At 73.8% G+C, this 17,024-nt stretch carries 16 protein-coding genes and 1 pseudogene; 8 read left to right on the top strand and 9 right to left on the bottom strand.

Annotated elements, in window-relative coordinates; genetic code table 11:
* Window positions 1-1,161 (bottom strand): PucR family transcriptional regulator ligand-binding domain-containing protein (locus tag IH45_RS0127845; RefSeq protein ID WP_030674203.1); only part of this gene is annotated, 1,161 nt, incomplete at its 3' end.
* 254 nt (window positions 1,162-1,415) lie between these two features.
* Between IH45_RS0127845 and IH45_RS1000000150205 the strand changes: the two genes are divergently transcribed.
* Complete coding sequence (locus IH45_RS1000000150205; RefSeq protein ID WP_063763062.1) at window positions 1,416-2,138, top strand: RidA family protein; 723 nt, start codon at window positions 1,416-1,418, stop codon at window positions 2,136-2,138.
* Window positions 2,139-2,209: 71 nt separating this feature from the next.
* On the opposite strand, the gene IH45_RS0127835 is transcribed toward IH45_RS1000000150205, so the two are convergent.
* Window positions 2,210-4,372, bottom strand: coding sequence for a type IV secretory system conjugative DNA transfer family protein (locus tag IH45_RS0127835; protein WP_030674199.1), 2,163 nt, complete (start codon window positions 4,370-4,372; stop codon window positions 2,210-2,212).
* A gap of 241 nt (window positions 4,373-4,613) precedes the next feature.
* Here IH45_RS0127835 and gabT point away from each other — a divergent pair, with 241 nt between their 5' ends.
* Window positions 4,614-5,963 (top strand): 4-aminobutyrate--2-oxoglutarate transaminase, encoded by a 1,350-nt coding sequence (gabT, locus tag IH45_RS0127830; protein WP_030674195.1) that lies wholly within the window; start codon window positions 4,614-4,616, stop codon window positions 5,961-5,963.
* Between the two features lie 400 nt (window positions 5,964-6,363).
* On the top strand, window positions 6,364-6,987 hold the full coding sequence (locus tag IH45_RS0127825; RefSeq protein ID WP_030674186.1) for a phosphatase PAP2 family protein: 624 nt from the start codon (window positions 6,364-6,366) through the stop codon (window positions 6,985-6,987).
* Here the strand turns inward: IH45_RS0127825 and IH45_RS0127820 are convergent.
* Both IH45_RS0127820 and IH45_RS0127815 read right to left on the bottom strand, forming a co-directional pair.
* Window positions 6,951-7,988, bottom strand: a complete 1,038-nt coding sequence (locus tag IH45_RS0127820) for an L-tyrosine/L-tryptophan isonitrile synthase family protein (RefSeq protein ID WP_030674185.1) — start codon at window positions 7,986-7,988, stop codon at window positions 6,951-6,953. The two genes, IH45_RS0127825 and IH45_RS0127820, sit on opposite strands and share 37 nt — an antisense overlap.
* On the bottom strand, window positions 7,985-8,905 hold the full coding sequence (locus tag IH45_RS0127815) for a TauD/TfdA dioxygenase family protein (RefSeq protein WP_050515233.1): 921 nt from the start codon (window positions 8,903-8,905) through the stop codon (window positions 7,985-7,987). Before IH45_RS0127815 ends, IH45_RS0127820 begins: the two co-directional genes overlap by 4 nt.
* A 256-nt stretch (window positions 8,906-9,161) precedes the next feature.
* Between IH45_RS0127815 and IH45_RS1000000150200 the strand changes: the two genes are divergently transcribed.
* From IH45_RS1000000150200 to IH45_RS1000000146985, 3 genes are all read left to right on the top strand, one after another.
* The gene (locus IH45_RS1000000150200; RefSeq protein ID WP_234440698.1) at window positions 9,162-9,821 is read left to right on the top strand and encodes an aminotransferase class I/II-fold pyridoxal phosphate-dependent enzyme; all 660 of its coding nucleotides are present in this window, start codon (window positions 9,162-9,164) and stop codon (window positions 9,819-9,821) included.
* 490 nt (window positions 9,822-10,311) lie between these two features.
* Complete coding sequence (locus tag IH45_RS1000000146990) at window positions 10,312-10,992, top strand: glycosyltransferase family protein (protein WP_050515232.1); 681 nt, start codon at window positions 10,312-10,314, stop codon at window positions 10,990-10,992.
* A 94-nt stretch (window positions 10,993-11,086) separates the two neighbouring features.
* Window positions 11,087-11,488: a glycosyltransferase gene (locus IH45_RS1000000146985; protein WP_324607962.1), complete on the top strand. Its 402-nt coding sequence runs from the start codon at window positions 11,087-11,089 to the stop codon at window positions 11,486-11,488.
* Window position 11,489: 1 nt separating this feature from the next.
* Here the strand turns inward: IH45_RS1000000146985 and IH45_RS0127800 are convergent, their stop codons facing one another.
* Window positions 11,490-11,945 (bottom strand): MarR family winged helix-turn-helix transcriptional regulator, encoded by a 456-nt coding sequence (locus tag IH45_RS0127800; RefSeq protein ID WP_030674181.1) that lies wholly within the window; start codon window positions 11,943-11,945, stop codon window positions 11,490-11,492.
* Window positions 11,946-12,667: 722 nt separating this feature from the next.
* Here IH45_RS0127800 and IH45_RS1000000150195 point away from each other — a divergent pair.
* A complete protein-coding gene (locus IH45_RS1000000150195; protein WP_234440697.1) occupies window positions 12,668-12,808 on the top strand; it encodes a hypothetical protein in 141 nt (46 codons plus the stop codon).
* Between the two features lie 34 nt (window positions 12,809-12,842).
* Complete coding sequence (locus tag IH45_RS0127790) at window positions 12,843-13,856, top strand: amidohydrolase family protein (RefSeq protein WP_030674178.1); 1,014 nt, start codon at window positions 12,843-12,845, stop codon at window positions 13,854-13,856.
* A 108-nt stretch (window positions 13,857-13,964) separates the two neighbouring features.
* Here IH45_RS0127790 and IH45_RS1000000146980 read toward each other — a convergent pair.
* From IH45_RS1000000146980 to IH45_RS0127770, 4 genes and pseudogenes are all read right to left on the bottom strand, one after another.
* Window positions 13,965-14,374, bottom strand: a pseudogene (locus IH45_RS1000000146980) (methyltransferase C-terminal domain-containing protein); the annotation flags it as partial.
* A 272-nt stretch (window positions 14,375-14,646) separates the two neighbouring features.
* On the bottom strand, window positions 14,647-14,769 hold the full coding sequence (locus IH45_RS1000000150685; protein ID WP_267885161.1) for a hypothetical protein: 123 nt from the start codon (window positions 14,767-14,769) through the stop codon (window positions 14,647-14,649).
* Between the two features lie 159 nt (window positions 14,770-14,928).
* Window positions 14,929-15,381, bottom strand: coding sequence for a bifunctional DNA primase/polymerase (locus IH45_RS0127775; protein WP_030674170.1), 453 nt, complete (start codon window positions 15,379-15,381; stop codon window positions 14,929-14,931).
* A gap of 227 nt (window positions 15,382-15,608) precedes the next feature.
* On the bottom strand, window positions 15,609-17,024 hold the full coding sequence (locus IH45_RS0127770) for an NAD(P)/FAD-dependent oxidoreductase (RefSeq protein ID WP_030674168.1): 1,416 nt from the start codon (window positions 17,022-17,024) through the stop codon (window positions 15,609-15,611).

Here is a 17,024-nt window from a genome sequence, read left to right as displayed (position 1 = left end):
CGGCAGCGGCTGCCCGCCGAAGCGGGCCTCGGCCTCCGCGGCATGCTCGGCGCACGCCTCGGCGGCGGCCCCGCCGTCGGCGGCCAGCACGACCAGCCGGCCGCTCTCCGGCACGGCCAGCACCGCTTCGCCGGTGCGGGCCGCCGCCGACTCCATGGCGTCGGCGAGTGTGTCCAGGGCGGACGGCCCGTCCGCGGGCTCCGCGCCGTCCGCGGCGACCGGTTCGGCGACCACCACCCGGAACGGGGCGTCCAGGAGCCCGCCGTACAGCCGGCCGGCGACCGCCCGCGCGTGGTCCGGCTCCCCCGCCAGCAGCATCCGAAGCACCGCTGCTCCGAGCCGCTGCTCGGCCTCCTGGAGGGCGCGGGAACGCTCGGTGGTCAGGGTCAGCAGGGCAACGGCGGAGTGCACGGCGAAGCGCTCGGCGGTGCCCAGGGGGGCGCCCGTGCCGACCGCGAGCACGCCGCGGGCGCGGCGGCCGGTGCCCAGCGACTGCAGCTCGACCCGGTCGTCGCCGGCCGCCTCGCTGACCACCGAGCTGGCGGGCGCCGGGCGCTCACGCAGCCGCCCCACGTCGTCGCCGAGCCGGGCGGCGCGGCGCGCGGCCCAGTCGGGTGCCGCGGCGACCACCGCGCCGGACGCGTCGTACAGCGCGGCCCAGCCCTTGAGGTGCGCGGCGAGCCGGGCCAGCAGCTCGGCCGGGCCCTCGGCACCGAGCGCCGCCCGGGTCAGCTCGCGCTGCGCCTCGAAGCCCTCGGTCACCGCGCGGTACTGGTCGGCGGCGACGGCGGCGGAGACGGCCTTGCTGATGGCGATGAACGGGGTGCTGCGGGGCACGCCGAGCAGCGGCAGACCCTCCTCGGCGGCGGCGGTGACCAGCGCGTCCGGCACGTCCTCGTAGTTGACGCCGACCGCGAAGCCGAGCCCGACGACACCGGCGCCCGCGACCCGCCGCACGTACCTGCGGGCGGTCTCCGGGTCCTCGGCGTCCAGCTTGAGGGCGGTGATGAGCAGCAGCTCGCCGCCTTCCATGTACGGCACCGGATCGATCAGCTCGCTGGCGTGCGCCCAGCGCACGGGGGTGTCCAGCCGGTCCGCGCCCGCGAGCACCGTCAGCTTGAGCGCGGAGTGGTGGGCCAGGGAGGCGAGCGTGTGCGGCATGGGACCTTCGGGGGCGTCGGCGGGGCGGTGACGGTGACGGTCGGTGATCTTCGCCGTCCCGTATGAACGGTCGCTGCCGATTCTGCCTCAGCGGAGGGGTGCGGGGGTGGGTTCGTCCGGGGATACGGCCGTACGGGGCGGGGCGTGCAGGTGGCGCGCTGAAATTTGGTGGACGCGCCCGGCCACGCCGTGAGCTGATCGGCATCGGCACCGCCCGATACGGCACCACCGCAGACGCCGCCCCGGAGGACCCGATGGCCCGCTTCACGACCGTGCCCGCCCTGTTCCCGCCCCCGCGCTACTCGCACGCCGCCGTAGTGGAGGCGGGTGAGCGCCTGGTCTTCACCGCGGGCGCGGTCCCGCTCGACGCGGACGGCGCCCTCGTCGGCCCCGACGACCTCGCCGCCCAGACCCGTCAGGTCCTCACCAACCTCGCCGCCCAGCTGGAGGCGGCCGGCAGCGGCCTGGACCGGGTGATCGCCAGCACGGTGTACGTGGCCGCCACCACCTCCGCGGACCTCCGCACCGCCTGGGATGAGGTTCGCGCCTCGGCCCTCTCCACGGGCCCGCACACGTCCACGCTCGTAGGCGTCACGGTCCTCGGTTATCCGGGGCAGCTGGTGGAGATCACGGCTACGGGGGTGGTGCGGGAAGGCCCGGTGGATGCCGCGCCGCATGGGGCCGCGTCGTATGAGGCCGCGCCGCGTGGGGGCGCACCGCATGGAGCCGCGCCGCATGGGGCCACATCACATGAGGCCGCGCCGCATGGAGCCGCGCGGCATGGGGCCCCACCGCATGGAGCCCCACCGCATGGAGCCGCGCGGCAGCAGGAGGAACGGGCACAGCCTCTGGCGCGGCTCGGCGAGAGGGCCGACCGCGGCGACTTCGACGCGTTCACCGGCGGTACGGCGGCGCACCATGCGGGAGCGGGGCCCACTGCGGTGGACCACACCGCACCCGGCACACCCGCCGGTTGACCTCCGCCCGGCACCGGGCCCGCAGGGCCCTCCCCCCCCCCGCAGGGCCCCCTCACCCCGCAAGGCCCTTCTCACCCCCGCAGATCCACCAGGACCGGCGCCGCATGCTCCCCCCGCACCGACGTGACCGACAGCACCGCGTGCCCCGGCGGCACCGAGTTGGCCAGGTCCGAGGCGGACCAGCGTTCACGTTCCACCGTGCGGACGGTGACGGCCTTGGCGGTGGCGGCCTTGCCGGTGACCAGGTGGCGGAAGATGTGGAACGCCTTCATCGCCGCGCCTTCCGCGATGATCTGACGGTCCGTCACGTCGCGCGTCTCGACCCACTCCTTCCCCCACACCTCGGCGAACCGCGCCCCGTCCCAGGTCGTCACGCCCGCGAACGCCATCCGGCAGCCCACCGCGCCGAGCAGCGCGCTGCGCAGGGACTCGGGTACGTCGTCGAGCGAGCGCAGGGTCAGCAGGACGCCCGCGTTGGCGGCGCGCAGCCGCTGGAGGCCGCGCAGCGACTCGGCGGTGACGGTGTGCGCCGCGTCGTCGAGGACCAGGCAGGCGAAGAGCGAGCGGTCCGTGCGGGCCGCCGCGCACTCGGTGAACTGGGCCAGCACCAGCCGGGCCAGGATGCGTGACGCCTCCGCGTGGCCGCGTTCGGGCAAGTCGATACGGACCCGTAGCGGGTGGTCGAGCGCGCGCAGGGAGAGCTGGCGGTCGCCGCCTTCGGGGTCGAAGTACGGCGCGAAGGCGGGGCGGTCGAGGAGGGCGACGCGGTCGGCGAGGAGGTCGCCGATGTCGCCGGGGCGGCCGGCCTGCCGTGCGCGGGCGTCGAGCTCGCGCAGCAGCGGCTGCGCCCCGACAGCGTCCAGCGCCTCCCGCAGCGCGGCCAGCGCCGTCGCCGAGCCGTCGAGGAGTTCGCGCAGTTCGGGTACGGACGGGAAGCGGCCGTGCGCGGCGCGGTACGGGCCGAGGAGCTGGCCGAGCGCGGTGGCGGCGCGCCGGCTGTCGCCGCCGGGCAGGGTGGCGGCCAGGTCGCCGACGAGCGCTTCGGCGAGGATGCCGGCCGCCTCGTCGGGGTCGGTGGTGCCCCCGTACAGGTCGAGGTCGCAGTCCGGTTCGGGGGCGCCGATCCGTACGACCGCATCGAACGCGTCGTCCGGGCCGAGGGCCGAGCCCGCCGCGCCGACGGCGACCACCGCGCCCCGCCCGGCCAGCGCCTGGAGGCACATGGCCTCCACGACGGGCCGCACCACGCGGGTGGTCTTGCCGCAGCCGGGCGGGCCGACGGCCAGGAGGGAGGTGCCCAGCAGCGTCGGGTCGAGGGCGAAGCCCGTACCGCGGTGCTGGTGGGGGTTGCGGGGGTGGTCGGTGGCGGTGCCGATGCGCACCTGCTGGGCGAGCAGGTCGTGGTGCGCGGCGCGGGCGGGCAGATCCCGCAGGCCGGAAGGGTGGGCGCAGGCGGCGGCGCCGTGCCGCAGGACGGTGTCGGTGAAGGAGGCGAGGGAGTTCTTGCCGGAGCGTACGGAGTGCCAGGCGCGTTCGATGCGGGCGACGTCCACGTCATTCATCCGGCCGGCCAAGGCCTCGGCGGCGAGCTTGTCGGCGGCGTCCGGCGCGCCGCCCGCGCGCAGGGCGGGCCATTGCGCGCGGTCCGCTTCCGGCTCCGGCACGGCGTCGGGCCGCTGTTGCCGGGCTCGGCGCAGCATGGGTCCCAGCAGGCGCCGCCCCAGTTCCCGCCAGCGTCCGAGGCGTCCGAAGACCAGCACGAGGAGGGCCAGGACGAGCGCGTAGTAGAGGTACGTCAGCGTAACGAAGATCATCTTGTCGCCGCCGGCCGAGCGCCAGGAGTCGGGCGTCAGGAGCAGCAGCGGATAGAGCCAGTACGGGCCGAGGTAGCCGTTCCACAGCAGGGACCACAGCAGCCAGCCGCACAGGAACGAGATCAGCGCGCCGGTGACGAGCTGCCGGGTGGGCACCCGGTCGGGGTTCTCGGCGGCCCGTGGGACGTGCCCGTACGTCCAGATGCCGGGCGCGGCGGCCCGGCGGGGCGCGCGCAGCCAGCGCAGGAACGCGCCGTCCTCGAAGGCGGGCGGGGCCTGCGGCACCGGCGGGATGCCGGGGACCGGCCGGGCGGACGGGGCCGACGGCGGGGCAGACGGGGCCGGTGGTGCCGCGGGACGGGGTACGTGGTGGTCGGTGCGGGTGTGCGGTGCGTCGTGCTGCGTGCCCTCGGTGTCCATCCGGTGCCCCTCGTCCCCCTTGAGACGTGCGGGCGCGCGGCGGGAACGGCCCCGCGTCCGCGCCCTGCTGTTCGCTGCGTACGCCGCCGCTCAATCTACTGGCCGTACCGCGCCGCTATGTCCGGTGCGGACAACGCAACACGCGTACTTCTCCCGAACGGAACATGCCGACGCCCCGTTCCGCCCCCTAGCCTGCGAGCACAACCCTTCAGAACGTCCCGTTCCACCCCAGGAGACTGCCATGACCGAACTGTCCGGAGGCCCCGCCCTCCCCCAGGAGCGTCGCGTCGTCACCGCGATCCCCGGCCCGAAGTCCCAGGAGCTGTGGGCGCGCAAGCAGGCCACCGTGGCCGGCGGCGTCGGGGCGGTACTGCCCGTCTTCGCCAAGCGCGCGGGCGGCGGCGTCCTGGAGGACGTGGACGGCAACTCCTTCATCGACTTCGGTTCGGGCATCGCCGTCACCTCGGTCGGCAACAGCGCCGAGGCCGTGGTGCGCCGGGCCGCCGCGCAGCTCGCGGACTTCACCCACACCTGTGTGATGGTCACGCCGTACGAGCCGTACGTGGAGGTCTGTGAGCAGCTGGCCGAGCTGACCCCGGGCGACCACGCCAAGAAGTCGGCGCTGTTCAACTCGGGCGCGGAGGCCGTGGAGAACGCCGTCAAGATCGCCCGCGCGTACACCAAGCGCCAGGCGGTCGTCGTCTTCGACCACGGCTACCACGGCCGGACGAACCTGACGATGGCGCTGACCGCGAAGAACATGCCGTACAAGCACGGCTTCGGCCCGTTCGCGCCCGAGGTCTACCGGGTGCCGCTGGCCTACCCCTACCGCTGGCTGACCGGCCCGGAGAACTGCGCCCAGGAGGCCGCGGACCAGGCCATCTCGCAGATCACCAAGCAGATCGGCGCGGAGAACGTGGCCGCGATCATCATCGAGCCGGTGCTCGGTGAGGGCGGCTTCATCGAGCCGGCCAAGGGGTTCCTGCCCGCCATCGCCCAGTTCGCGAAGGAGAACGGCATCGTCTTCGTCGCGGACGAGATCCAGTCCGGCTTCTGCCGTACCGGCCAGTGGTTCGCGTGCGAGGACGAGAACATCGTCCCGGACCTGATCACGACCGCGAAGGGCATCGCGGGCGGTCTGCCGCTGGCGGCCGTCACCGGCCGCGCCGAGATCATGGACGCGGCGCACGCGGGCGGCCTGGGCGGCACCTACGGCGGCAACCCGGTGGCCTGCGCGGCGGCGCTCGGCGCCATCGAGACCATGCGCGAGCAGGACCTGAACGCGAAGGCCCGCCGGATCGGCGAGATCATGAAGCCGCGCCTGCAGGCGATGGCGGACAAGCACGACATCATCGGCGAGGTCCGCGGCCGGGGCGCGATGATCGCCATCGAGCTGGTGGAGCCCGGTTCCAAGGAGCCGAACCCGAAGGCGACCGCGGCGCTGGCGGCGGCCTGCCACCAGGAGGGCCTGCTGGTGCTGACCACCGGCACGTACGGCAACGTACTGCGCTTCCTGCCGCCGCTGGTCATCGGCGAGGACCTGCTGAACGAGGGCCTGAACATCATCGAGAGCGCGCTCGCGACGGTGTGACCCGGCGGGACCGGCGGCAGGACGTGAAGAATGTGTGCGGGGCCGATGGTGGCCGGGTGATCCGGCTGTCCGGCCCCGTCTCCCTGCCGTACGGTTTCTGCAGATGAGAGATACACCCCGCTCACAGAAGACCGTGAGCGACGCCCGGCCGGGGCTTCCCCGGCTTCGGCCAGGCCGTGCCTTCGCGCACACCTCCGGGGCTCCGTGCCCCGGGCATCCTCACCGATCGGACGGCCGCCCGCCCCAAACCCCCCGGGGCGCGCGGCGCTCCGGTCAGCGCGGCCGCCTCGGAACCACCCCCCCTGTTCCGAGGCGGCCGACCTCCTTCCTCCGGCGCGGCCTTCTCCTCGGTCTCCTCGGCGTTCTGTGCGCCGTACTCTTCGCGGTCCTCGCCTGGCAGGTGGCCTCCGACGGCCCGCTGCGCGCGCTGGACGAACGCCTCGGCCGCGCGCTGGTCCACAGCTCCGTGCCCACCTCGCCGGCGGAGTTCTTCGCCGACCTCGGCAACACGGCGGTCGCCCTGCCGGTGCTCGCGCTCGCGGCGTTGTACGGGGCCTGGCGCGGCAGGCGGGCGGGCGCGCCGCGCTGGTGGCTGCCGCCGCTGGCCGCCGTTCTGACGATGGCGGTGGTGCCCGCGCTGGTGGTCCCGTTGAAGACCTGGCTGGCCAGGCCGGGACCGCCCGAGATGGCGGGCGGCATGCACGGCGGCTTCTTTCCCTCAGGCCACGCGGCTACGGCAGCGGTCGCCTACGGAGCGGCGGCGCTGCTGCTGGCCGCGTCACGGGAGCACCCGCGCAGACCGAAGCCGACCGCTGTCGCAGCAGCCGTCGTCGGGCTGCTCAACCTGGCGGTCGGCATCGGCCTGGTGCGCCGCGGCTATCACTGGCCGCTGGATGTGCTGGCCAGTTGGTGCCTGGGTGGGGTGCTGCTCACGGTCTGTACGGCGGTGTGCGGGCGACGGGCTGCCCGCCCGCACGGGCCGGACGGTCAGCTCGCCACGTCGAACAGCTCCGACGCGATGTAGTGGCTCGGCCGCCAGCTCGGGCCCGCCGGTATCCCCACCCGCTCCGCCTCGTGCCGCTTCATCAGCCGGAAGCGGTCCGCGCCGGTCTGCACGACGACGGCGTGCCAGGGCGTGAGCCAGTTGTCCGCCGCCTCCAGCAGCGCGATCCCGAACTTCGCCGAGCCGCAGGACTGCGGGTGGATGGACAGCCGCACGTTGCGCGGGTAGTGGTGGGCGATCAGTTCGCCCCATGCCCGGCTGCGCCGCAGCACGCCGTACGCGCGCCCGCGGCACTCGCGCTGCAACTGCGCCTTCGAGCCGGTCCACTCCGCGGTGTCCTCGACGAGGAAGCGGATGGTGCCGCGGTAGTGGCTCAGCGCCGGGCCGCCGGCCCGCACCTCGGCCCGCAGCTCCTCCAGGCTCTGCGCGAAGTCCCGCTCCAGCAGGGCGCGCTTCTCGTCGTAGGTGCGGTCCCCGTATACGTGGTCCAGGCCGAAAGTGTCGATGTGCCGCAGGCCGGTGGCGTCGATCATGTCGCGCAGCGCCTTGCCGTACGCGTCGATGTGCGCGTCCGAAACCCGTATGAGGTCGCCGAAGACATGGCCGTCCGAGCAGATCAGCAGCCGGGCGCCGGGCGGGTAGACGGCGCCGATCGCGGCGCACAGGTCGTCCAGGAAGCGCAGCGAGAGCAGTTCACCGAGGTCCGGCAGGTGGCCGACGACCTTGGCGGGGTTGGGCGATTTGCAGGGGAAGGCCGGCAGGGTCAGCAGCACCGGCTCCCGCCGGGCGACGAAGTCCCGTATCTGGGTGAGCTGTTCGGCGAAGCACTCCTCGGGCCGGTGGCGGTCGTGCGGGCCGTCGCCCCCCGCCGCCCCGTCCGGCGCGCCGACGGGGCGGCGGTGCGGCAGCAGCAGCTCCAGGATCTGGGCGCAGTACTGCCGCGTGGCGGCTTCATACGCGGCATCGCCCTCGTCCTCCCCCTGTTCCGGGCGGTCGGCGTGCTGCTCGTACGTCACGGTCATGCGTTCCCCCGCCGGGTGTCGGCCGCCTGCTGGTCGTGGATGTGGCTGCGCAGCGGGGGATCGCCCAGGACGTGGACGCGACGCAGGTGGCGGGGCAGTCCGCGGCGGTAGGGCACGCGGGTGTGCAGCAGGGTGTAGTTGTCGGCGATGACGATGTCGTCCTGCTGCCAGGCGTGGACGTGGCAGTGGCGGGGGTCGTACGCGGCGTCGCGGATGGCGGCCAGTTCGGCGGCCTCCGCCGCGCCCTCCAGCCCGTCGATGCCGACGTCCGGCTCGTTGATGATGTGCTCGCCGTCCGGCACCGGTTCGAGGAATCGCATCACCGGGAACCCGGCATCCGGGTGCGGCTCGATGAGCGGCGAGACGACGAGTCCGCCGTAGTGCGAGACCTTGGTGTTGCGGTAGCGCAGGGTCAGGCCGCTCCAGCGCTCCAGGGTCGCGGGATCGGCGTCGGCGAGGACGCGGGTGGTGTCGCAGAAGAGCGTGCCGCCGCCCTCGGCCGCTCCGGGGGCCTCGACGCAGTGGAAGATCTGGAACTCGGGGACGTGCTCGACGTACATCCCGTCCCAGTGCAGCGGCATGAAGCCGGTGTCGAAGACGTGGTCCTCGGGGTCCTGGTGGGCGCGTACGTCGAAGACCGTGCCGAACGGCCACTCCATCAGCTCGCCCCAGGTGCGCGCGTAGGCGTCGAGGGCGGCGGCGTCGGCGGGGGCGGTGAAGCCCCGCAGGGCGACGAGGTGGTGCCGGCGGGCCAGGTCGCGCAGCCACGGCACGGGGACGGCGGTGACCGGGGTGCCGGGTTCGGCCGGGGTGAGCAGGACGCCGAAGGGGCCGGGTTCGGCCAGGGTCCAGGATGGGGTGTCGTCTAAGGCACCGGCGGTGGTCGGGCCGGGCGCGGGGACGGCTTGGGAGGTCATGGTTCCTCTCCGGGGCAGCGGTGTGCCGGGCCGGTCGGCCGGGCACGGACAGCGACAGTACTTGAGCTTTCAAGATCTTTCCATGGCCGAGTGACATCTCGCTGACAGATGCGACCTTCTCCCCGCCGCCCCATGCACGGAAGACGCCGCCACGGGCCCGAACCGTCCGTGGCCGTTTCGGTCCCGCGCCACCCGCTTTCCGCGCCCCCGGGCCCGCCCCAGGCACGCACCCTTTCGAGAATGCGAGGACCACGACATGATCGGCCTCTTCCAGCCGCAGGCCGGGAATGCGGAACTCGCCGCCATGGCGGCGGCGTTAGCGGACCGCCGGCTCGACCACGGACCGCGCAGCGCCGCCTTCGAAGCCGCCTTCGCCACGCACATCGGGGCGCGGCCGGAGCAGGTGCCGTTCCTCAACTCAGGTACGGCGGGCCTCTTCCTCGCCGCCGAACTGCTCGGCCTGCGGCCCGGCGACGAGGTGGTGCTGCCCTCGCCCAGCTTCGCGGCCGCCGCCAACGCGGTGGTCCGGGCCGGCGGCCGCCCCGTCTTCCGCGACGTGCCCGCCCGCACCATCGAGGCCGCCGTCACGCCCCGTACGAAAGCGGTGGTGGTGCTGCACTACGGCGGCCATCCCGGCGACAACGCGCGCATCGCCGCCCGCTGCCGCGCCGCGGGCCGCGTCCTGGTCGAGGACTGCGCCTGCTCCGTGGCCTCGCGCGTGGACGGCCGGGCGGTCGGCACCTTCGGCGACCTGGCGATGCGGAGCTTCGACGCGGCCAAGGTGCTGACCACCGGCGACGGCAGGATGCTGCACGTACGGGATGCCGAACTGGCGGTACAGGCGGGCCGGTTGGCGTACCCCGGCCTGGTCCAGCCAACCGGTCTGGGCCACGCGCGGGTCCCGTCCCGCTGGTGAGAGCCGGACGTGCCCGAGCCGGGGCGCCGGGAGCTCGGCAACGACCTGACCGCAGCGATCGGCGTGGTCCAGCTGGACCGGCTGCCCGCGTTCCTCGCCTGCCACAGGGAGATCGTCGAGCTGTACGACCGGGAGCTGGCCGGGAGCTGGCCGGCTGCGACGCGCTGCGCCTGCCGCCCCGCTGCCGGCCGGGCACGAGTCGTCGTACTTCTTCTAGTGGGCGCAGGTGGCGGCCGGTCTGCGCGACCGGGTGGCAGCAGCACCGCTCCGGGACGGCTCTACACGACTTCCGCTATGCGCCGCTGCACAAGGTGCCCGCTCCGCGCCCGGCGGGCCCGCCCCGCCGGGCGCGGAGCGGGCCGCCGCCGAGACACTGCGCCTGCCACTGCACCCGGGGCTCGGCGACGGCGATGTCCGCCGAGTGGCCGCCGCACCGCGCACGGCCGTGGCCGCCGGCAACCGGCTGGCACTCCGGGCGGAGGGCTGAACCATGCCCGTCCTGGTGGCCACGTCCCACGGGGCGGGGCACGTCTTCCCGCCGATAACGCTGGCGCACGCGCTGCGCGCCGCGGGGCACGACGTCCTGTTCGCCACCCCGGGCGCCGCCTCCCGCGCCCACGTGGCGCACGCCGGACTGCACGCCTTTGACTTCTCCCCCGCCGCCGACACCGAGGAGATCTTCGGGCGGCTGCCGGCCGAACGCGGCATGCCCTTCGACCGGTTCCGTACGGACTCGCCCGAGGCCGTCGCCCTGGCCACCGAACTGTTCGCCAGGACCTCGGAGGCAACCGTCGAGCGGACCGTCGAGGTCGCCAGAGCCTGGCGGCCCGGCCTCGTGCTGTACACCGAACTCCAGGGCGCGGGCCCCCTCGTGGCCGCGCCGCTCGGCGTGCCAGCGGTCGAGCACTCCATCAGCTGCCACCACTTCCGGCAGTTCAGCAGCCGCTTCGAGCGGTGGCTGGCCGCCGCGTACCAGCGGTACGGCCTGGCCGGGCCGGGTCGCCCCCGCCCGCAGCGACGATCGACACCCGCCCGCCCAGCATCGCCACATACGACCTGGGCGGCTGCCCCATGCGGGCGCCCCCTACACCACCGGGGCCGCCCTGGCTGCTGGAGCGCCCGGCCCGGTCCCGGGTCGCGGTCACGCTCGGCACGCTGCGCCCGCAGCTGAGCGCCGTCGGCGAGCGGCGTCGGCGAGCGGCGTACGGTGATGGGCGCGGCCGGCGCGGTGGACGCCGAGTTCGTCCTGGCGCTCGGCGACGCCGATCCCGCCGTACTGGGGGCCCCTGCCTGCCAACGTACGGGCCGAGGGCCGGCTGCCGCTGACCATGCCGCCGGCGACCTGCACCGCGATGGTCCACCACGGCGGCAACGGCACCACGCCGGCCGGCCTCGGCGCGGGCGTACGCCACCTGGTCCTGCCGGGCGGCGCCGACGGCCACGAGGCGGCCCGCATCCTGCGCGCACGGGGCGTCGGCATGGCCAGCAGCCCGGAGGCGGTGGACGCGGATCTGTTGCGCCACCTGCTCACGGATGACGCCATGCCGACCGCGGCAGCCGAAGTCCGGGACGAGACGGCGGCGCTGTCGTCCCCGGCCACCATCGTGCCGCGGCTGGAGCAGCCGGCGGGAACGGCGCCGCATCGGGCGCCGCGGACGGCCGCGTGAACTACTGGGGCTCTCCTGGCCGGCGGCCCGGCTTCTGGGCAAGCTGCGCCTCAATGCGCTGAAGGGCCGATGTCACTGTGGCGATTTCGTGAGTGTCGGTGATCGTCCCGTCGAGCAGACGGCTCCAGGCCTCCCGCAGCCGCGACAGGTTCTCCTGCGCCGCGTCGGTGGGGTAGAGGCGTACGCGGCGTGCGTCGTGTTCGTCGACGTCCCGCCGTACCAGACCTCGCTTCTCCAGGCCGCGCAGCGCCCTGGAGAAGTTGCTGGAGATCAGCTGGGTGGCTTCAGCCGCCGCGCCGGGAGTCGTACCAGGGTGGCGGTCGATGAAACGCATCACGGCCCCTTCCAAGGGCGTCCAGGACTCGGCCGCGGCCTCCTTGGACGCCTGGATATGGCGACCCACCGCCAGGATCAGGTCGGCGAGCTCGAAGAGCTGGGAGGTCTGCTTCTCGTCCACCCCACCAGGATAACTTGCCTGTCGAAAGATAGTTATCGCTTGACAGGCAAGCGCCAGCTTCGTACGTTTCCTGTCAAGCGATAGTTACCTCATGCGGCCCGGCCCGGCGCCGAACCCGCGGCGCATGGGCCCGCCCCGACACCAGGAGCAGTCGTGACAGCATCCGACGGCGAGACCGCTTTGATCATCGGCGCCTCCCGCGGGCTGGGCCACGCGCTGGCCGCTGCCTACGTGGCGGCGCGGGGCCGGCAGGTGACCGCCACGGTCCGCGGAACGCGCGGGACCGGACTGCACCGCCTGGCCGCCTCCAGCGACCGCCTCACCGAGGAACATGTCGACATCACCTCGCCCGAGAAGATCGAGGCGCTGCACGGCCGGCTGGCCGACCGGCGGTTCGACCTCCTGTCGGTTCGACCTCCTGTTCGCCAACGCGGGAACCGCCGACGGTGCCGAGAAGACCTCCGCGGACATCTCCACGGAAACCTTTGTGCAGATGCTGGTGACCAAAGCGCTGAGCCCCCTGCGCGTGATCGAGAAACTGCGAAACCTCGTCCCCGCCACCGGCACGATCGGGGAGATGTCCTCCGGGCAGGGCAGCATCGCCGACAACGACAGCTGCGACGTCTACCGCGTCGGCAAATCGGCCCTATCCAGCTCATGCGCGGCTTCGCCGCGCGCCATGCCGACGCCCCCACGCCTAGCTGCTCATGGCGCCAGGCTGGGTGAAGACCGACCTGGGCGGCCCCTCCGCACGCCTGACGATCGACGAAAGCATCCCCGGCGTGGTCGAGACGATCAACGCCCAGACAGGCAAGGGCGGACTGCAGTTCCTGGACCATCAGGGCCGAACCGTCCGCTGGTGACACCAGCCCCACCCCAGAGCCGAAGAACGGGAACATGAAGATCATCGCGATTGAAGAACACTGGAACAGCGCCGCCGTCCGCGACGCGCTCGACCGGCTCCAGGGCGCCGCACGGGACGAGAGCGTCGCCTTCAACACCACGGGCGACAACCAGGCCCGGCTCGAAGACATCGGCCCGGGCCGCATCGAGACAATGGACGCCGCCGGCATCGACCTGTCCATCCTGTCGGTCGTCACCCCCGCCACCCAGGCCCTCCCGCCACGTGAAGCCGTCGCCCTGGCCCGCGACGCGAACGACGAGGCCGCCGACGCGGTCGCCGCGTACCCCACCCGGTTCCGGGCGTTCACGACCCTGCCCACCGGCGACCCGCAGGCGGCCGCCGCGGAACTCGAACGGTGCGCCACCCGCCTGGGGCACGTCGGCGCGATGGTGCATGGGCGGGCCGGTGACCGCCCGCTGGACGACGACGCCTACGACGACCTGTTCGCCACCGCGGCCCGCCTGAACCAGCCGGTCTTCATCCATCCGCAGATCCCGTCCCACCAGCTGCGCGACGCCGCCTACCGGGGCCTGGGCCCCCAGGTCGACCTCGGTCTGGCGACCTTCGGCTGGGGCTGGCACATGGACGCGGGCCTCGCGGCGCTGCGTCTGATCCTGCGCGGCACCTTCGACCGCCACCCCGGCCTCCAGCTCGTCCTCGGCCACTGGGGCGAGATGCTGCTGTTCTGGATGGACCGGGTCGACAGCCTCTCCGGTATCGCCACCCACCTCGAACGCCGGATCTCGGACTACCTCACCACCAACATCCACATCACCAGCAGCGGGATGCTCCAAGAGCGCCTGCTGCGCCACACGCTCGACTTCACCAGCGCCGACCAGGTGCTGTTCTCCACCGACTATCCCTTCCACCGCCCCGACGCGGCGGCGATCCGCGCATTCTTCGACGCCATTCCTCACCCCACGGACCGCTCCAAGATCGCCTCCGGCAACGCGGAAGCACTGTTCCGGCTCACGGGGCAGCTCGGGCCCGTCAGCTCCGACGCATGAGCATCGCTGAGCGGCGGGGACGCCCGGTCCTCCCACCACACGCACCTCCGGCACGTACAGAATCCACCGCCCGCCCGCGGCCCGGAACTCCTTCTCCCTTGCCATGATCTCTTCGGCGTGGTTCCACGCGAACAGCAGCGCGTAGTCCGGATAGGGCGCGGCGAAGGCCGCGGGCGGGCGCACGGGGATATGGGCGCCGGGCGTCACCCTGCCTTGTTTGGCCGGAGCGCTGTCGTGGCCGTAGGGGACCAGGCGGGGCCCAGACCGCAGTACGTGGTCACGGTGCAGCTCTTGGCCGTGGCCGCGTGGCCCGCCACCGTACGGCCCGCGGCGCGCAGCGCTTCGAGCAGCGCCACCAGGGCCCCGCGTGCGCGCTCCACGCGGCCCGCGAAGGCGTCCAGGGTCGCGGGGTCCGTCAGCCCGCGTGCCTCCTCTTCGGCCAGGACTTCGGTCACCGCCGGAGCGGGCCTGCGGCGTCCGGCCCGGGTGAGGACGTAGCGGAGCCGGCCGCCGTGCACCGGCAGCCGTTCGACGCCGGTGAGCCGGAATCCGTACCGCTCGGCCAGGGCGTTGCTGGTGCACGGCGAATTCGGAGACGAGCCGGGCGGCGGCCCCGCTTCCCTCCACGCGCTGTTGCTGCGCGGCGAGTTCGGCCTGCTGCCGGGCGAGCAGAATATCCATGCCCATGCGCGGGCTCACCGCGTACAGCCTGCCCGGGTGCCCGCCGAAGGGCGTACCAGCACCAGTTCGGCCAGACGGCCAAGGGCCCGTCCGACTTCCCGACCGTCCGTCATTCCGTACGGTCCGCCAATGCGGCCGGTGCGGCGTACGGCTGAGCCAGCAGTGCCCGGTAGACCGTCTCCGTCTCCGGCTCGACGCCGAGTCTCCCGAGAACGTGTTCCGACGTGCGCACAACTCTTCCCCCTGGAAATGCGGCACCTGAAGCGGGCGGCGGACGCCCACTGCGCCCGGCCCGGCGGGGGCCCTCGCGTACGGCCTCCCGTTCGGAATCACAGATGCCGGGTCCGGACGACTCAGCGCGGCGCCGTGGACGGCCGGTTCGTGTCCCGTCTCATGGCCCGGCTGCGAGCCAGGCGGCGGCCTCGTGCATCGCCAGTTCGAGCACCGCCGGTTCGGTGAGCCGCCCCGTGCCGTCGGGGGTGACGAGCCAGCGCACGCCGCCCGTCGCACGGCCCGGATACGGCACCACGATCCAGCTGCCGCTTCCCGCGCCGCGCACTCCGGTGCCCAGCCAGCGCGCGGCCGTGCCCAGCGGCACGAAGAAGCCCGTACGGGCGTCCCCGAAGTCCCCGAGCACCGGCCCCGGCCGCTCCGTCATCCGCGTCAGCACGTCCAGCGTCGGGCGTCCCAGCGCGCCGGGCACGATCAGCACGTCCCAGATCCGGCCGGCCGGGAGGAGCGCGACGCCGAGGGGGTTGCGCTCCCACTCCCTCCGGCAGGCATCGGGGTCCGCTGCCGCCGTCACCAGCCACTCCACTGCGTTCTTGGCCCCCGCGGCGTCCATGTCCCCTCGCTTCCGCGGTCCGCTCGGACCGCTGTCCGCCCGGTGAGAGACCGCGGCGGCGGCATCCTTACACGGGTTTGCCGGGGTTTTTCGCGGTGGACGGAAGCAGCGGGGGGCGTGGAGTGGCGCGTACGGGAGCTTGGGGCGGCGGGCGCGCCCGAGGAAGACGGGCGCGCCCACGAGAGAGCGGGCGCGCCGGGAAGCGCGCCCGCCGTACGGTCGGTCCGTCAGCTGTCGAAGCCGAGCCCGGCCCTGTCCATCGCCCGCAGCCACAGATTGCGGCGGCCGCCGTGGGTGTCGGCCCGGGTCATGGACCACTGCGTGAGGCCGATCCCGGCCCAGCGCAGCGGCTCCGGCGGGAACGGCAGCGGCTTCCTGCGGACCATCTCCAGTTCGGTGCGCTCGGTGCGTTCGCCCGCCAGGAAGTCGAGCATCACCTCGGCGCCGAAGCGGGTGGCGCCCACGCCCAGGCCCGTGTAGCCGGCCGCGTAGGCGACCCGGCCGGCGTGCGCGGTGCCGAAGAAGGCCGAGAAGCGCGAGCAGGTGTCGATGGCGCCGCCCCATGCGTGGGTGAAGCGCAGGCCCGCGAGCTGTGGGAAGCACTGGAAGAAGTGCCGGGCCAGCTTCTCGTACGTGGCGGGGCGGTGGTCGTACTCGGCGCGGACCGACGCGCCGAAGCGGTAGACGGCGTCGTAGCCGCCCCACAGGATGCGGTGGTCGGCGGTCAGCCGGAAGTAGTGGAAGTGGTGGTTGCTGTCGGACAGGCCCTGGCGGCCCCGCCAGCCGATGGCGGCCAGCTGCCCGTCGGACAGCGGCTCGGTCATCAGGGCGTGGTCGTAGACCGGGACGACGTACGGGCGCACGCGGCGCACCAGGGACGGGAAGACGTTGGTGCCCAGGGCGACCCGGCGGGCGAAGACCCGGCCGTAGGGCGTGCGGGCCGCCATGCCGAGGCCGTCGGCGGCCAGGGCGGTGGCGGGCGTGTGCTCGTAGATCCGTACGCCGAGGTCCAGGCACGCCTTCTTCAGGCCCCAGGCCAGCCGCGCGGGGTTGAGCATGGCGACGCCCGTACGGTTCCAGAGGCCGGCCAGGAAGGTCGGCGAGTCGACCTCGGCGCGCAGCGCCTCGCGGTCGAGGAACTCGATGCCGCTCAGGCCCAGCCGCTCGGCCTGTGCGGCGCTCTCCTTCAGCTCGGCGACCTGGTGGGGTTCGGTGGCGATGTCGATCTCGCCGGTGCGCTCGAAGGCGCAGTCGATGCCGTAGCGGGTGACGGCGTCCTCGATGGCGTCCAGGTTGCGGGCGCCGAGTTCTTCGAGCTTCTTCAGCTCGTCCGGCCAGCGGTCCAGGCCGTTGCCGAGGCCGTGGGTCAGGGAGGCGGCGCAGAAGCCGCCGTTGCGGCCGGAGGCGGCCCAGCCGGTCTCCTGGCCCTCGACGAGGACGACGTCGCGTGCGGGGTCGCGTTCCTTGGCGATCAGCGCGGTCCACAGGCCCGAGTAGCCGCCGCCGACGACGAGCAGGTCGGTGTGCTCGTCGCCGACGAGGGCGGGGAGGGCGGCCGGACGGTCCGGGTCGTCCAGCCAGAAGGAGGTCGGGGCGGCGTCCGCGAGGGCGTGGACGGGGGTGGTCATGGCAGCTCGTGCCAT

The sequence above is a fragment of the Streptomyces rimosus subsp. rimosus genome (assembly GCF_000720725.1).
Lineage (GTDB): Bacteria > Actinomycetota > Actinomycetes > Streptomycetales > Streptomycetaceae > Streptomyces > Streptomyces rimosus_A.
The sequence above is the reverse complement of the archived record's forward strand: the minus strand, read 5'-3'. Positions and strand labels throughout refer to the sequence as shown.

Bases quoted from the DNA above. Each gene is read 5' to 3' on its own strand.
- IH45_RS1000000150200 (WP_234440698.1), top strand. From the start codon at position 9,162: ATGATCGGCCTCTTCCAGCCGCAGGCCGGGAATGCGGAACTCGCCGCC.
- IH45_RS0127835 (WP_030674199.1), bottom strand. From the start codon at position 4,372: ATGGACACCGAGGGCACGCAGCACGACGCACCGCACACCCGCACCGAC.
- IH45_RS0127775 (WP_030674170.1), bottom strand. From the start codon at position 15,381: ATGGACGCCGCGGGGGCCAAGAACGCAGTGGAGTGGCTGGTGACGGCG.
- IH45_RS1000000150205 (WP_063763062.1), top strand. From the start codon at position 1,416: ATGGCCCGCTTCACGACCGTGCCCGCCCTGTTCCCGCCCCCGCGCTAC.
- IH45_RS0127790 (WP_030674178.1), top strand. From the start codon at position 12,843: ATGAAGATCATCGCGATTGAAGAACACTGGAACAGCGCCGCCGTCCGC.
- IH45_RS1000000146990 (WP_050515232.1), top strand. From the start codon at position 10,312: ATGCCCGTCCTGGTGGCCACGTCCCACGGGGCGGGGCACGTCTTCCCG.
- IH45_RS0127770 (WP_030674168.1), bottom strand. From the start codon at position 17,024: ATGGCACGAGCTGCCATGACCACCCCCGTCCACGCCCTCGCGGACGCC.
- IH45_RS0127820 (WP_030674185.1), bottom strand. From the start codon at position 7,988: ATGACCGTGACGTACGAGCAGCACGCCGACCGCCCGGAACAGGGGGAG.
- IH45_RS0127815 (WP_050515233.1), bottom strand. From the start codon at position 8,905: ATGACCTCCCAAGCCGTCCCCGCGCCCGGCCCGACCACCGCCGGTGCC.
- gabT (WP_030674195.1), top strand. From the start codon at position 4,614: ATGACCGAACTGTCCGGAGGCCCCGCCCTCCCCCAGGAGCGTCGCGTC.